11 protein-coding genes are annotated in these 15,541 nt (G+C 39.8%); 10 read left to right on the top strand and 1 reads right to left on the bottom strand.

Going from position 1 to position 15,541, the window contains the following annotated elements; translation table 11 throughout:
* Window positions 1–3 precede the first annotated feature (3 nt).
* From ACX0HA_RS00135 to ACX0HA_RS00175, 9 genes are all read left to right on the top strand, one after another.
* Window positions 4–1,944 (top strand): OmpA family protein, encoded by a 1,941-nt coding sequence (locus tag ACX0HA_RS00135; RefSeq protein ID WP_458843229.1) that lies wholly within the window; start codon window positions 4–6, stop codon window positions 1,942–1,944.
* A gap of 264 nt (window positions 1,945–2,208) precedes the next feature.
* On the top strand, window positions 2,209–4,185 hold the full coding sequence (locus ACX0HA_RS00140; protein WP_458843230.1) for a peptidylprolyl isomerase: 1,977 nt from the start codon (window positions 2,209–2,211) through the stop codon (window positions 4,183–4,185).
* Window positions 4,185–5,036 carry a hypothetical protein gene (locus ACX0HA_RS00145; RefSeq protein WP_458843231.1) on the top strand — a complete coding sequence of 284 codons (852 nt, stop codon included), beginning with the start codon at window positions 4,185–4,187 and terminating at the stop codon, window positions 5,034–5,036. The genes ACX0HA_RS00140 and ACX0HA_RS00145 overlap by 1 nt, the downstream gene beginning before the upstream one ends.
* Complete coding sequence (locus ACX0HA_RS00150; RefSeq protein ID WP_458843232.1) at window positions 5,020–6,438, top strand: peptidylprolyl isomerase; 1,419 nt, start codon at window positions 5,020–5,022, stop codon at window positions 6,436–6,438. The genes ACX0HA_RS00145 and ACX0HA_RS00150 overlap by 17 nt, the downstream gene beginning before the upstream one ends.
* Window positions 6,439–6,532: 94 nt before the next feature.
* The gene (locus ACX0HA_RS00155; protein ID WP_458843233.1) at window positions 6,533–7,486 is read left to right on the top strand and encodes an AAA family ATPase; all 954 of its coding nucleotides are present in this window, start codon (window positions 6,533–6,535) and stop codon (window positions 7,484–7,486) included.
* A gap of 110 nt (window positions 7,487–7,596) precedes the next feature.
* Entirely contained in the window at window positions 7,597–7,977 is a 381-nt protein-coding gene (locus ACX0HA_RS00160) for a hypothetical protein (protein WP_458843234.1), read from the top strand.
* Window positions 7,978–8,097: 120 nt separating this feature from the next.
* Entirely contained in the window at window positions 8,098–8,481 is a 384-nt protein-coding gene (locus ACX0HA_RS00165) for a hypothetical protein (RefSeq protein WP_458843235.1), read from the top strand.
* 284 nt (window positions 8,482–8,765) lie between these two features.
* On the top strand, window positions 8,766–11,543 hold the full coding sequence (locus tag ACX0HA_RS00170) for a bifunctional aconitate hydratase 2/2-methylisocitrate dehydratase (RefSeq protein WP_458843236.1): 2,778 nt from the start codon (window positions 8,766–8,768) through the stop codon (window positions 11,541–11,543).
* A 59-nt stretch (window positions 11,544–11,602) separates the two neighbouring features.
* A complete protein-coding gene (locus ACX0HA_RS00175) occupies window positions 11,603–13,870 on the top strand; it encodes an aconitate hydratase (protein ID WP_458843237.1) in 2,268 nt (755 codons plus the stop codon).
* Window positions 13,871–13,928: 58 nt separating this feature from the next.
* Here the strand turns inward: ACX0HA_RS00175 and ACX0HA_RS00180 are convergent, their stop codons facing one another.
* Complete coding sequence (locus tag ACX0HA_RS00180) at window positions 13,929–14,183, bottom strand: helix-turn-helix domain-containing protein (protein WP_458843238.1); 255 nt, start codon at window positions 14,181–14,183, stop codon at window positions 13,929–13,931.
* Window positions 14,184–14,598: 415 nt separating this feature from the next.
* On the opposite strand from ACX0HA_RS00180, the gene ACX0HA_RS00185 reads away from it, so the two are divergent.
* The gene (locus ACX0HA_RS00185) at window positions 14,599–15,540 is read left to right on the top strand and encodes a DpnII family type II restriction endonuclease (protein ID WP_458843239.1); all 942 of its coding nucleotides are present in this window, start codon (window positions 14,599–14,601) and stop codon (window positions 15,538–15,540) included.
* Window position 15,541: the final 1 nt, after the last annotated feature.

The following is a 15,541-nucleotide window of genomic DNA, read 5'->3' on the forward strand; positions in this document are numbered from 1 at the left end:
ATCATGAAGAGAAATTTATTTTTACTCAGCCTGCTTTTATGTTTTACTGCCGGTTTTGGACAGGCAAAACTAAAAAAAGCCAACAGGTTGTTTGCCGAATATGCTTATGTAGACGCGGCCAAAGAGTATGAGAAATACCTGGAGAACGAAAAAGAACCCGGTATAGAAACGATAAAGAACGTTGCCGATGCTTATTATTACACCGGCAATACATCGAGTGCGCTAAGATGGTACACCAAACTTGACGGTGTTACGGCAGGGGGTATGGATGACGTTTCGTTTAATCGATACATCCAGTCGCAACGCGCCGAAGGAAATACTGCCAAAGCGGATGATCTTCTGAAAAAAAGGCTTGAGGCCAAAGGCGATCAGGCGGCTATTGACAAGATGATAAGCCAGCGAAAATACCTGGACAGCCTTAACAAGGCGCCATCTAATTTTAAGGTGTCTAACCTTGCGGTAAATACCGATAAGTCTGATTTTGGAACAGCTTTTTATGGTAGCCAGGTGGTGTATTCGTCGAGTAAGGACACAACAAGGGTGGGCGGTAAAACCTATTCGTGGAATGACCAGCCTTTCCTGGAGCTTTTTGTAGCCGACAGGAATGCTGCCGACGGGTCGCTGTTTAACGACAAGAAGTTCATCCCGAATGAGCAGTGCCAGTATCATAACGCCACGCTGACTTTTTCGCCCGATATGAAGACCGTGTACTATAGCGCCAATGTGGTAAAGAAAAATGACAAGCTGCTTAATACTAAAGATGGTACCAACAACTTTGAGATCATAAAAGGGACTATTGAGGGTGATAAGCTAACGAATTCAGAAAAACTTTCAATCAATAGCAAAGACTATTCGGTAGGGCATCCATCGTTATCTTCAGATGGTAAACGACTGTATTTTGTATCAGACATGCCGGGAGGCTATGGAGACAGCGATATTTATGTAGCTGAGGTGTTTGCCGACGGAAAAGTGGGCAGCCCTAAAAATCTTGGCCCGAAGATCAATACAACGGGCAGGGAGATGTTTCCATTTGTAAATGATTCCATCCTTTATTTCTCGTCAGACGGCCACTATGGCATGGGCGGACTGGATGTATTCGAGAGCCGATGGGCTAAAGATGTTGAATTTTCAGAGCCTAAAAATCTTGGGGCAGAGGTAAACAGTACCCGCGACGACTTCTCTTTTATTATAGATAAAGAGAAAAAATACGGTTACTTCTCTTCGAACAGGCCGGGCGGAAGAGGCGATGACGATATTTATTACTTTACAAGGCAGGAACCGCCATGTGACCAATGGGTATCGGGCAGGGTTACAAACCTTAAGTATAAAATGGGAATCAATCAGGCCGATGTTAAGGTGTATGACCAGTATGGCGATGTAATTGCCTCTGTAAAAACGGGCGAAGACGGAACCTATAAGGTAAAAGTGCCTTGCGGAAGCAAAATTAAGGTAGAGGCATCGAAAGAAAATCATACTAAAGCCGACAGGGAGCTGCAGACTTCGAAGAAAAATGGTGAAGAAACCAAAGATGTGAACTTTGAGCTTTCTAACTATGCCGATCTTGTAAGGAAAGAGGACAATGTTGAGAAAGTGGATATAAACCCTATCTATTTTGACTATGACAAATATGCCATTACCGATCAGGCGGCTACAGAGCTTGATAAAGTGGTGTATATTATGAAAAATTTCCCTGCGATCGTTATCAAAATAGAGTCGCATACCGATTCGAGAGGTAAAGATGAGTATAACCTGACGCTTTCTCAAAACAGGGCTAAGTCTACTTATGATTATATCATTGCTAGAGGCATAGACCCGGCACGTATTGAGAGCGTAAAAGGATATGGAGAAACAATGTTAAGGAATAAGTGTAAAAATGGCGTAAAATGCACCGATGAAGAACACGGTGTAAACAGGAGATCGGATTTTATCATTGTGAAAAAATAAAGATTTTTTTGGATTACCAGTTTTTTTTACCGGGGAGGCGTTCTGAAGGGGAACGCCTCCCTATTTTTTTGAGTTTTCCCTATCTGCTTAAAAAGTTGTGCCTTATGGGGCGAACATCTGTCAGGAGGTAAGTAACAACTAAAAAAAATCCTTGTTTAATCTTTGCGAATTGTTACTTTTGTTGGTCGCAAAAAATGAGGAGCCATAATTTTTTTGGTTTCGATGCGTTTACTTAACCGATTAAAGCATATAAATTACTTTATAATGAAATTCAAAAAGGTTCTATTAAGCCTTTGCCTATGTGTTTCGGCATTGTCTTTTTCCCAGGAAGTAAAAAAAGAAGTATTGTTTACTGTTGACGGGACTCCCTATTATACCGACGAATTTGTAAGGGTATACAAAAAAAATCTTGACCTTGTAAAGGATGATTCCCAGAAGGATCTTGATAATTACCTGAAATTATATATTGGCTATAAGCTGAAAGTTACCAAAGCAAACAAGCTGGGACTTCAGAATAACAAGAAATACCAGGGCGAACTGAAATCGTACCGCACGCAGCTGTCTAAAAATTACCTTACCGACACTAAAGTAACCAAAGAGCTTACCGATGAAGCTTATGCACGTGCACAGAAAGAGGTAAAGGCATCCCACGTACTTATTAAGGTTGATGAAAATGCACTTGCAGCGGATACCTTAAAAGCATACAACAAAGCAGTTGAGGTGCGTAAAAAAGCACTTGCGGGAGAGAATTTTGATAAGTTGGCAAAAGAATATTCTGAAGACCCGTCAGCTAAAGAAAACGGTGGAGATCTGGGCTATTTTACTGTTTTCAGAATGGTATATCCGTTTGAGAGCGGAGCCTATAATACCCCTAAAGGCGGGATATCTAAAATAGTAAGAACACGTTTTGGGTACCATGTTATTAAGGTTACAGACATCAGGGATAACAGAGGGACGGTAACTGTGGCTCATATCATGATCACAAAACCTAAAAAAGATAATCCTGAAGAAGCAGCCAAAGCAAAATCGACAATTCAGGATATTTATAAAAAATTACAGCAGGGAGAAGATTTTGGAGATCTTGCTAAACAGTTTTCGCAGGATAAGGCTACCGCCGCGGCGGGAGGAAAGCTTAATAGCTTTAATTCAGGAGAGTTAAGCTCTACAGAGTTTGAAGATAAAGCTTTTTCACTTAAGAATCCGGGTGATATAACAGCTCCTTTCGAAACGCAATTCGGATGGCATATCATCAAGCTTGTCGATAAGACTGGCATCAAGCCATTGGATGAAGTAAAACCGGAGCTTGAAAACAGGATCAGGAAAGACGAGCGCTCTAAGCTTATCGCTAACTCAATTACAGAAAATCTTAAAAAGAAATATAAGGTTAGCAAAGATGCTAAAGCTTATGCCAGGGCAGTTAAGACGGTTAATGATAAAATATATGCCAACAAATGGGAGTTACCGGGCAATCTTGATAGTTACAGCGAAACGCTGCTTACCATTAATAACGATAAGAAGTATGCACTGAAGGATTTCCTTACTTATGTTAGCCTTCAGCAAAAAACAAGCGTACCAAACGTAAAACCTGTTTCGCAGCTGGTAAGCGTGCTTTTTGAAAAATATGCAGACGAAAAGCTGAATGCATATTATGACGAAAATCTTGAAAAAGAATTCCCTGAATTTGGAATGACAATGAACGAATACCGTGATGGCCTTTTGTTGTTTGACCTGATGGAAAAAGAGATATGGGAGAAAGCTAAAAATGATACAATAGGCCTTGATGCTTATTATAAAGCTAACATTAGCAAATACCAGTGGAAAGAAAGAGTTGATGCAGAAGTATATTCGTCGACTAAGGAAGATGTTACTACTAAAGCAAGAAAATTCCTTAAGAAAGGTAAAGATGCTGCATTTATTAAAGCGGAGCTTAATAAAGACGGTAAGGTTGATGTGATTGAAAAGAGCGGCGTCTTTGAAGTAGAAAGTGATGCTTTGCCTAAACAGGCCACATGGAAGACCGGTATATCTGACGTTCTTAAAGAAGGTAAGTACTTTTATGTAGTGAAAACCAATAAAGTGCTTCCTGCAGGAGCTAAAACGCTTGAGGAAAGTAAAGGCCGTGTAATAAATGATTACCAGATCCAACTGGAAAGCAACTGGATAAACGATCTTGGAAAAGAGTTTAATGTAGAAGTAAACCAGGATGTTTTTGCAAGGGTTAAACAACAGCTTAAACAATAATGATAAAAAACGCGTTGCTGTTATTGCTTGTGCTGGGCATGAGCTCGTGCAGTTTTTTCAAAAAAGAGAAAAAACCGCAGGCAGTGGCACGCGTTGGTGAAGAATATCTTGATGCTTCAGAGCTTAAAGGGCTTGTGCCTGCAGGTACGTCTAAAGAGGATAGCATTGCCATAGTAAAAAGTTTTATTGATCGCTGGGCATCGCAAAAATTGCTGTATAATGCTGCTCAGGTAAACCTGAGCAAAGAAAAACAGGCTGAATATGCGAAGCTGATACGCCAGTATGAGGTGGATCTTTATACGGGTGGCTATCTTGAAGAGGTTGTAAAGCAAAGTGTAGATACGGTGGTTACGCAGTCGGAATTAGCGGCGTACTATAACGGCAATAAAGAAAATTTTAAAACAACAGGTACGCTCGTAAAGCTGAAGTATATTAAGCTTGCCAAGGATCACCCAAAATTTAATGCCATAAAGAGCAGGTTTTTGAGTGGAAATAAAAAAGACCTTAAGGCACTTAACGATATGTCAATTCAGTTTAAGAGCTATGCATTTAATGATACGACCTGGGTTGATATGAACCAGGTATATACAAAACTGCCCTTTATCACGCCTGATAACCGTGATAAATATATAAGCAGCAGTATGTCATATCAATATCCTGACTCTGTAGATGTGTATATAGTAAAGGTGGCGAGAGTGCTGGAGAAGAATCAGGTTTCACCATTTGAATATATTAAGCCAACTTTACAGCAATTGATAATAAATAACAGGAAACTGGAGTTAATAAAGAAGTTTCAAAAAGAAATAACGGATGACGCGATTAAAAATGATAAGTATGAGATTTATAAATAGCAGGATTGCCCTGTTTTTGGCCATGGCGGTTTTTGGCATCAATATGGCTGCTGCACAGGAAATAATACCTGACACTCCTAAAAGCACTGAAAAACCGGTATCTAAAGGGAATGGTGCTAAGGTTGATGGTATTGTGGCTGTTGTAGGCGATTTTGTTGTGCTGGATTCGGATATAGATCTTATGTACCGCGAGCTTCAGGCGCAAAATGTGCCCATTAAAGAGATTACACGCTGTGAGCTTTTAGGAAAGCTTATGGAGGATAAACTGTATGCCCACCATGCTATACAGGATAGTATTGTTGTAAGCGATGCCGAGGTGAATGAGACCATGAATAAGCAGATTGATTATTTTGTAGAGCACTTAGGTGATGAGCAAAAAATGGTTGCTTACTTTAAGAAGAAAAATATTGAAACATTCAGGACTGAGCTTTTTGAGATGATCAAGAACCAGAAGCTTACTGACCAGATGCAAAAAAAGATCATTGAAGAGGTACAGATCACACCTGAAGAGGTAAGGCAGTTCTACTCAAGCTTTAAAAAAGAAGACCTTCCGGTTTTTGGTGCTGAGATGGAAATTGCCCAGATTGTGATTAAGCCTGAAATATCCCAGGAAGAGAAGCAAAAAGTGATAGACCGTCTTAAGCAGATTAAGAAGGATATACTTGATGGTTCGAGTTTTTACAGTAAGGCTGTATTATACTCAGAAGACAGGGCTTCGGGCCAGAGCGGAGGATACCTGAAGATGAACAGGAAGACGGCTTTTGTAAAAGAATTTAAAGATGCGGCTTTTAGCCTTGCAGAGGGTGAGATATCTGATCCTGTTGAGACAGAATTTGGTTATCACCTTATATATGTTGAAAAAATACGCGGACAGGAACTGGATGTGAGACATATACTAATATCGCCAAAAGTTTCTCCGGAAGCGCTTAAAAAAGCGAAGGAGAAAGCGGAAACCATCAGAGGCAGGATTGTAAGCGGAGAGATTTCGTTTGCAGATGCTGCACGTTCAGAATCGGATGAAAAAGAGACACGTAACAGTGGAGGGCTTTTGCTTAACCCACGTACGCTTGAAAGCCGTTTTGAGCTTACTAAATTGCCGCCGGATATTTATAATGACGTATCTGACCTTAAAGATAAAGAAGTTTCACAGCCGGTTATGGTTCAGGGTGACAGGGGAGAGAAAAGCTACAAGCTTATGCAGATTGTGACGCGTTATGATGCTCACCCTGCAGACTATGCCCAGGATTATACCAAAATCAAGGAATTAGCACTGAAAGAGAAGCAAATGAAAGCAATTGCTAAATGGAGCGATTCGAAAATAAAAGAAACGTACATTAAAGTTAATGGTGAATACCGTAATTGTAAATTTACCAATGGCTGGCTGAAAAATAAATCAGATTAATCAGCATAAACTTTTAGGTAAAGACTAAAAATATTTATAAGTTTGAAGCCACGCCCTTTAGCGTGGCTTTTTTTAAATCCAATACAAATACTATATGTCAGACGTAGCAGCGATTCAAAATTTAGTTCAGAAACAAAAAGAATTAAAGCAGGAGATAGCAAAAATAATTGTAGGCCAGGATGAAGTGGTAGCACAGATCGTGCTGAGCATATTTGCCGGTGGGCACGCCCTTCTTGTTGGTGTACCCGGACTTGCAAAAACGCTGATGGTAAATACCATATCTCAGGCGCTTGGGCTTGATTTTAAGCGTATCCAGTTTACACCCGACCTTATGCCGAGTGATATATTAGGAAGTGAGATACTTGACGAGAACCGTCAGTTTAAATTTATAAAAGGCCCGATATTTTCAAATATTGTCCTTGCCGACGAGATAAACCGTACGCCTCCAAAAACTCAGGCAGCATTGCTTGAAGCGATGCAGGAAAAAGCAGTCACCATTGCAGGGCATCATCATAAGCTATCGTTGCCATATTTTGTACTGGCTACGCAAAACCCTATCGAGCAGGAGGGAACTTATCCGTTGCCTGAAGCACAGCTTGACCGCTTCATGTTTGCCATAAAGCTGGAGTACCCTACATTTGCCGAAGAAGTGCAGGTGGTTAAAAGTACAACGAGTGATGCAAACGTAAAGATAACACCATTGTTTACCGCACAGGAAATTTTGGATTTCCAACACCTGATCAGAAGGATACCTGTAGCAGATAATGTTGTCGAATATGCTGTTACCCTTGTGGGAAAAACAAGGCCGGGCAATCCGCTGGCCGATGCTTATGTTAATACATATCTGGACTGGGGGGCAGGGCCACGTGCTTCGCAAAACCTTATTCTTGCCGCCAAGACACACGCAGCGCTAAATGGTAAGTATTCTCCTGATATTGAAGACGTACAAGCGGTAGCCACGGGTATACTAAGACACCGTATTATTAAGAATTATAAGGCTGATGCCGAAGGAATTACTGAGGAAATGATAATAAAAAAGCTGTTTTAACAGCTTTTTTTCATTTTAAGCAAATGTTAATAAAATGTTTATTTTTTATTTGTTTTTGCAAAGAAACAATTCTATTATTGTTATATCTTTAGAAAACAACAGGAAAAATTATGAGAAAAACATTTGGAGCATTCCCCGAGCTATTCTTTATGGGAATAGGCATGTTCTGGATAGCCGAAAGTTACTTTACATTGGGAAGTGTAAATTATTTCGCTTTACTTGTTACCTGGTTATTATTTGTGCAGTTCTTTTATAAGAACCGTCTTGCCGGGCTAATTTATGGTATTGCGTTTGGATCATTCTCTGTGTACATGTTACTATCGATTATTTCAGGTTATTACGAATCCGTTTCTTCGCTGTTCATTACTAATTCAGCAGTGTTAGGTGCAGGTTTATTTGCAACAGGTATTGTTATGTCTGTCGCAATGGTTTACAAATATGTTACTGCAAAAGCAGGCTATGACGAAAGCGTGCTTACCGTAACCTATTAAACATTCTAAAATCACATTAAAAAAACTTAACCGTATGTTACAGCATACGGTTTTTTTTTATATTTGGGTTATACTAAATAGTCTGATTTTCAGTTTTGTAGTAAACCAACCAATCGAATCATGAAACAAATTGTACAACGGCTTCCGGAGCTGTTCTTTATGTCGCTCGGTGCCTACTGGGTGTCTGAAAATTATCTTGCCAGTGCCCAGGTCAACTGGATCGCATTAATCTTTATCGTATTGCTGGCTGTTCAGCTTTTTTTGCAGCATCGCATTGCCGGAATGGCGTTAGGGCTTGTAATTGGGCTTATCTGTGCTTATATGCTTTTTGCTGTACTGTCGGAATTCAAACAATTCAAGACCATAAATGATGAGGCACTTCAGTTATTGGCTTTCGGAGTCGGAATTTTTGGTTTGGGAGTGGTTTCGGCGACTGCCATGGTCTATAAATTCGTTATTGAGCAGCAAAATTATATGCGGAATGAGCATCAGTTAACTGCTTAAGAATCAAAAAATATTCAGAAAAAGACGGCCTTACGCAAATGTTTGCGTAAGGCTTTGTTTATTTTTTAAGTAGTTTGTTTACGAATTGGTAATATAAAATTAAAATATTGTCAATTTCTTATGAAAAGCTCCAATTCCTTAAATTTATTGATTTTTCCTCAGTAAAATAGAATCTTTATAAATAATAATTCCCTGAAATTAAAGAATAGATAAAAATTTTTTAATTAATTTAGAATGAGTAAATTTACTGACTTTTTACAAACGAAAATTAATATACTTATTTTATGGCTTTTGATACTGTTTATAAAGATTATATAAAAGAAATTGAAGAAAGAAAAGCCCTAGGACTTCACCCAAAACCTATCGACGGAGCAGAATTAGTAAGTGCGATCATTGCTCAGATAAAAGATATTGATAATCCGTACAGAACGGATTCTGTTAAATTTTTTATTTATAATACTTTACCAGGTACAACTCCTGCAGCAGAAGTAAAAGCAGCATTCTTAAAGGAAATTATTCTTGGTAATGCCGTGGTTGAAGAAATTTCGCCTGTATTTGCCCTTGAATTATTGTCACATATGAAAGGTGGTAAATCAATCGAGGTATTGCTTGATTTAGCTCTTGGTGCCGATTTGGCTATAGCAAGTGAAGCGGCAAATGTGCTGAAAACACAAGTTTTCCTTTACGAAGCAGACACTGACCGCTTGAAAACGGCTTATGAAAGCGGAAATAAAATCGCGAAAGAAATTTTGGAAAGCTACGCAAAGGCTGAGTTTTTCACACAACTTCCTGACGTACCGGAAGAAATAAAAGTTGTTACATACATTGCAGCCGAAGGAGATATCTCTACCGATTTGCTTTCGCCGGGTAATCAGGCGCATTCGCGCTCTGACCGTGAATTGCACGGTTTGTGTATGATGACGCCACAACAACAGGAGGAAATCAAAGATTTCCAGGTAAAATTCCCTGATGCAAGCATAATGCTGATCGCCGAAAAAGGTACAATGGGTGTGGGTTCATCCCGTATGTCGGGCGTAAACAATGTGGCACTCTGGACGGGTAAACAGGCAAGTCCTTACATCCCGTTTGTGAATATTGCCCCTATTGTAGGCGGAACTAATGGCATTTCGCCAATTTTCCTTACAACTGTTGATGTTACCGGTGGTATAGGTGTCGACCTTAAAAACTGGGTTAAAAAGCAGGATGCAAATGGTAACCTTGTTCGTAACGAAAAAGGCGAGCCTGTATTGGAAGAAGTTTATTCTGTTGCTACAGGAACAGTTTTAACCATCAATACAAAGAAGAAAAAATTATATAACGGCGACCAGGAACTGATTGACCTTTCTAAATCGTTCACGCCGCAAAAGTTAGAGTTTATCAAAGCCGGCGGTTCTTATGCGGTGGTATTTGGTAAAAAGATACAAACATTCGCAGCCCAAACTTTGGGTATTGCTATTCCGGCAGTATTTGCTCCGTCAAAAGAAATTTCCAATGAAGGGCAAGGTCTTACGGCAGTAGAAAAAATATTCAATAAAAATGCAGTTGGCGTAACGCCGGGTAAACTTCTGTATGCCGGTTCAGATGTTCGTGTAAAAGTAAATATCGTAGGTTCACAGGATACCACAGGCCTTATGACCGCTCAGGAACTTGAATCTATGGCGGCAACTGTGATTTCGCCAAACGTTGACGGTGCGTACCAATCAGGATGCCATACGGCTTCGGTTTGGGATAAAAAAGCACAGGCAAACATTCCGAAACTGATGAAGTTTATGAATGATTTCGGTGTTATTACAGCCCGCGATCCTAAAGGCGTTTATCATTCAATGACGGATGTAATCCACAAAGTCCTGAATGATATTACAGTTGATGAATGGGCGATTATCATTGGAGGTGACTCGCATACCAGAATGTCGAAAGGTGTTGCTTTCGGTGCAGATTCAGGAACAGTAGCACTTGCACTGGCAACAGGCGAGGCATCTATGCCAATCCCTGAGTCGGTTAAAGTTACATTCAAGGGTGAAATGAAACAGCACATGGATTTCCGCGATGTTGTACATGCGACTCAATCGCAGATGCTACAGCAATTTGACGGTGAAAACGTGTTCCAGGGCAGAATTATAGAAGTTCATATTGGCACGCTTTTAGCTGATCAGGCATTTACATTTACTGACTGGACAGCAGAAATGAAAGCAAAAGCTTCAATCTGTATTTCTCAGGACGACACTTTGATCGAATCATTGGAAATTGCGAAAAGCAGGATCCAGATCATGATCGATAAAGGTATGGATAACCACAATCAGGTATTGCAAGGTTTGATTGACAGGGCAAACAATAGAATTGCGGAAATACAATCAGGCACAAAACCGGCATTAACCCCGGATGACAATGCAAAATATTACGCTGAAGTTGTAATTGACCTTGACCTGATAGAAGAACCGATGATTGCCGATCCTGATGTAAACAACGAAGATGTTTCTAAAAGATATACGCACGATACAATTCGCGCTATTTCTTACTATGGCGGTGACAAAAAAGTTGATTTGGGCTTTGTAGGGTCTTGTATGGTTCACAAAGGTGACTTGAAGATCGTTTCTCAAATGCTAAGGAATCTTGAAGAGCAGCAGGGTGAAGTGAAATTTAACGCTCCACTTGTTGTAGCTGCACCAACGTATAATATCATTGATGAACTGAAAGCTGAAGGTGACTGGAATTTGTTACAGAAGTATTCAGGTTTTGAATTCAGTGACCTTTTACCTAAAAACGAAGCGCGTACAGAATATGAAAATATGATGTATCTGGAGCGTCCCGGTTGTAACCTTTGTATGGGTAACCAGGAGAAAGCAGCCAAAGGAGATACTGTATTGGCAACTTCTACACGTCTTTTCCAGGGGCGCGTTGTGGAAGATACCGAGCGTAAAAAAGGTGAATCATTACTTGCTTCTACACCGGTTGTTGTATTGTCGGCAATTTTGGGACGTATTCCGTCTATAGAAGAATATAAAGCCGCGGTTGAAGGTATTGACCTGACTAAGTTCTCACCGGCTCATAAGCAGTTGGCATAATACTTTCCAGGCTTCGGCTGTCAGAAAAAAATAAACGTATAATATTAAAATATAGAGATATGGCTTTTGATATTGAAATGATTAAAAAGGTGTACGAAACCATGGCGGAGCGTGTTGACAAAGCGCGTGAGCTTGTGGGACGTCCTCTTACACTTTCTGAAAAGATTTTGTATTCTCACTTATGGGAAGGTACGCCTTCTCAAAAGTTTACAAGAGGTAAGGACTATGTAGATTTTGCCCCGGACAGGGTAGCCTGTCAGGATGCTACGGCACAGATGGCACTTCTTCAGTTCATGCATGCAGGAAAAGCTAAGGTAGCAGTACCTACAACTGTACACTGTGATCACCTTATCCAGGCTAAAGTAGACGCTAAGACCGATTTGGCACGTGCTAAAGAGCAAAGCAACGAAGTATTTGACTTCCTTTCTTCTATATCTAACAAATATGGTATCGGTTTCTGGAAACCGGGAGCAGGTATCATCCACCAGGTAGTTCTTGAGAACTATGCATTCCCGGGCGGTATGATGATCGGTACTGACTCACACACGGTAAACGCAGGCGGACTTGGTATGCTTGCTATCGGTGTTGGTGGTGCTGATGCAGTTGACGTAATGAGCGGAATGGCATGGGAACTTAAATTCCCTAAACTGATAGGTGTAAAACTTACAGGCAAGCTATCAGGCTGGACAGCTCCAAAAGATGTTATCCTTAAAGTGGCTGGTATCCTTACTGTAAAAGGTGGTACCGGTGCTGTAGTTGAATATTTTGGTGAAGGTGCAACGTCAATGTCGTGTACAGGTAAAGGTACTATCTGTAACATGGGTGCAGAGATCGGTGCTACAACTTCTACATTCGGATATGACGAGTCTATGGACCGTTACCTTCGCGCTACCAACCGTGCTGAAGTAGCTGATGCTGCTAACGAGGTGGCTGCTTACCTTACCGGTGATGCAGAGGTTTACGCTAACCCTGAGCAGTATTTTGACCAGGTTATCGAAATCAACCTTTCTGAGCTTGAGCCACACCTAAACGGACCTTTCACTCCAGATTTGGCTACGCCTATCTCTAAAATGAAAGAAGAAGCCGCTAAGAACAACTGGCCGCTACAGGTTCAGGTTGGCCTTATCGGATCATGTACGAACTCTTCGTATGAGGATATCGCACGTTCGGCATCACTTGCAAGACAGGTGGCTGCCAAAAACCTAAAAACAAAAGCACAATTCACGATCACTCCGGGATCTGAAGTAGTGCGTTCTACTATAGAGCGTGACGGTTTTATCGAGGCTTTCGATAAAATTGGCGCTACCGTATTCGCTAATGCCTGCGGACCGTGTATCGGTATGTGGGATCGTGAAGGAGCAGAGAAAGAAGAGCGTAACACTATCGTTCACTCTTTCAACCGTAACTTCTCTAAGCGTGCCGACGGTAACCCTAACACGCTTGCATTCGTAGGTTCTCCTGAGCTTGTAACGGCCATTGCCATTGCAGGAGACCTTGGCTTTAACCCGCTTACGGACAAATTGATCAATGAGAACGGCGAAGAAGTAATGCTTGATGAGCCAACAGGTGATGAGCTTCCTTCAAAAGGATTCCACGCTGACGATCCTGGATATCAGGCACCGGCAGCTGACGGTTCTAAAGTGGTAGTTGCTGTTAGCCCTACATCAGAGCGTTTACAGCTTCTTGCTCCGTTTACGCCCTGGGATGGTGAGAACATCATGGGTGCTAAACTGCTTATCAAAGCGTTTGGAAAATGTACTACCGACCACATCTCTATGGCAGGTCCTTGGTTACGTTTCCGTGGTCACCTTGATAACATCTCTAACAATATGCTTATTGGTGCGGTGAATGCGTACAACCAAAAGACAAACTCTGTTAAAAATCAGCTTGACGGACAGTATGAACCGGTACCGGCTACTGCACGTGCTTATAAAGCTGTCAATATCCCTTCAATCGTTGTGGGTGACCATAACTACGGTGAAGGTTCTTCACGTGAGCATGCGGCAATGGAGCCACGTTTCTTAGGTGTTAAGGCGGTACTTGTAAAATCGTTTGCACGTATCCACGAAACCAACCTTAAGAAACAAGGTATGCTTGCACTTACGTTTGCTAACGAGGCTGACTACGACAAGATCCAGGAGGATGATACCATCAACTTCACAGACCTTAAAGAATTCGCACCGGGCAAACAGCTAACGCTTGAGTTTGTACACGCTGATGGCACAAAAGACATCATCATGGCTAACCACTCGTACAACGAAGGCCAGATTGGCTGGTTCGTTGCAGGATCTGCGCTAAACCTTATCGCCGCAGACGCAAAAGCTTAAGACTATAAAGTTTTATATATAGAAAACTCCCACGTCATGACGTGGGAGTTTTTTTGTTTTAAAATCGATATTCAATACAAGGGAACATACTGAAGTCAAAAAATTCTGCCGCAGATAATCCCATTGCATTGCAAATTTTTCTGATAGTTGTAATTCTTGGATCAATTTTTCCGTTTTCAATTAAGTTTATTGTATTTCGACTTACTCCACTTCGATATGACAATTCTTCTAGAGTTAAACCAGCTATGTCATAACGATATTCTTTTATTCTATCTCCCAATTTATACAAAATAAATTCTCTCGTAAATTCCATATCAATAAATTTAATGATACAAAGGAATTAGTTTTTGATGTTATTCCCTACCAATTATAAATGGATAATTGTTGAAATTTCAGGTTACTGTCATTGCGAGGAGATACGACGTGGCAATCTTATTGAGCAAGAGTAAAGCTGTTCTCTCCGCCGCGGCGGAAGGGGTTAGGGGTGTGTTGCAGCCATCAAAGCGCTTATTTCTATACGTCGCTACCCACTATCGCCTTTCTCTCTTCGCTACGAGGATATCGGATCTATCGGGGCTAGGTAATTTATGTAGTTTTTAAAATCAGGTAATTATACTGATAATTCGTTCAGTTTATTTTATACACTTTGTAAAATGATTTTTCTTACAAATGCTATTATTAATAGTGAGAGTAATGTGAAATTAAATTATATTTACAAAAATTAAATTATGGAGAAACTATCATTTGATAATTGGAAAAACACTATGTCTTTTGTTATTGATGATGAATTTGATAACAGATTTCTTAATTCTATTGAGCCCTTAGCTAAATTCATAAATGAAAGTTGCGTCAGTTTTTCAAATCATGATGATTTGGCTAATTTTTTAATCTCAAAAGATAGATTTACACCTGAATTAAAGTTGAAAGCATTTGTATCGCTTATTGGTCTTTCCGAGGAAAGATTAAAAAGAGTAGTTTCATTAGTTAGGTTTAGATATTATAATGAAGAATTTAAATCTGAATGGAATGTAAAAAAAATAAGCAGTACAATTGTTTCTGATCCAATATTTAGGAAAAATTTAATTGAATTTTTTATAGGTGGAAGAGACTCAAATATCGGAAAAGAAATTCCTCTTTATTATATGAGGAACTTTAAACTTCAAGAGGTAGATTTTATAAATGATCTAAAGCATTATAAGTATGTTGAAAGAATTTTAAATGATAATGGGATTCAAGGTAAATATTCCAATGAAGTTGGTGCCCACGTTGAAAAGATTATACAGTCTAAATTAGATTTGTATAAATCAACTAATAATGAAAGGTTGGTTTATGAAATGCAAAAAGAATTTCCTTTACTTAACAAGAATATAGATTTTCTAATACCAAGTGTCGACTCTCCAGTAATTTTAATTGAATCTTCATATAATATAACTACCGGCAGTGGTCAATCTAAAAGAGCTGATCAATTAGTTGAATTTTATGGAATTTTAATGAAACATAATGCAAACCATAGGAATAATAAAATTCTAATGCTTAATTATTGTGATGGATTTGGATGGGTTGGTAGACAGAATGATTTATATAGAATTTATGATGCAAGTGATTTCGTGTTTAATCAAAAAACACTTCATGTACTGGATGATGTGTTAAATGAATATTATAAATTATAAT

Source organism: Flavobacterium hauense (assembly GCF_054457175.1).

What these genes read in the sequence shown, in the direction of transcription:
- ACX0HA_RS00135 (WP_458843229.1), top strand. Translation starts at nt 4, where the DNA reads ATGAAGAGAAATTTATTTTTACTCAGCCTGCTTTTATGTTTTACTGCC.
- ACX0HA_RS00140 (WP_458843230.1), top strand. Translation starts at nt 2,209, where the DNA reads ATGAAATTCAAAAAGGTTCTATTAAGCCTTTGCCTATGTGTTTCGGCA.
- ACX0HA_RS00145 (WP_458843231.1), top strand. Translation starts at nt 4,185, where the DNA reads ATGATAAAAAACGCGTTGCTGTTATTGCTTGTGCTGGGCATGAGCTCG.
- ACX0HA_RS00150 (WP_458843232.1), top strand. Translation starts at nt 5,020, where the DNA reads ATGAGATTTATAAATAGCAGGATTGCCCTGTTTTTGGCCATGGCGGTT.
- ACX0HA_RS00155 (WP_458843233.1), top strand. Translation starts at nt 6,533, where the DNA reads ATGTCAGACGTAGCAGCGATTCAAAATTTAGTTCAGAAACAAAAAGAA.
- ACX0HA_RS00160 (WP_458843234.1), top strand. Translation starts at nt 7,597, where the DNA reads ATGAGAAAAACATTTGGAGCATTCCCCGAGCTATTCTTTATGGGAATA.
- ACX0HA_RS00165 (WP_458843235.1), top strand. Translation starts at nt 8,098, where the DNA reads ATGAAACAAATTGTACAACGGCTTCCGGAGCTGTTCTTTATGTCGCTC.
- ACX0HA_RS00170 (WP_458843236.1), top strand. Translation starts at nt 8,766, where the DNA reads ATGGCTTTTGATACTGTTTATAAAGATTATATAAAAGAAATTGAAGAA.
- ACX0HA_RS00175 (WP_458843237.1), top strand. Translation starts at nt 11,603, where the DNA reads ATGGCTTTTGATATTGAAATGATTAAAAAGGTGTACGAAACCATGGCG.
- ACX0HA_RS00180 (WP_458843238.1), bottom strand. Translation starts at nt 14,183, where the DNA reads ATGGAATTTACGAGAGAATTTATTTTGTATAAATTGGGAGATAGAATA.
- ACX0HA_RS00185 (WP_458843239.1), top strand. Translation starts at nt 14,599, where the DNA reads ATGGAGAAACTATCATTTGATAATTGGAAAAACACTATGTCTTTTGTT.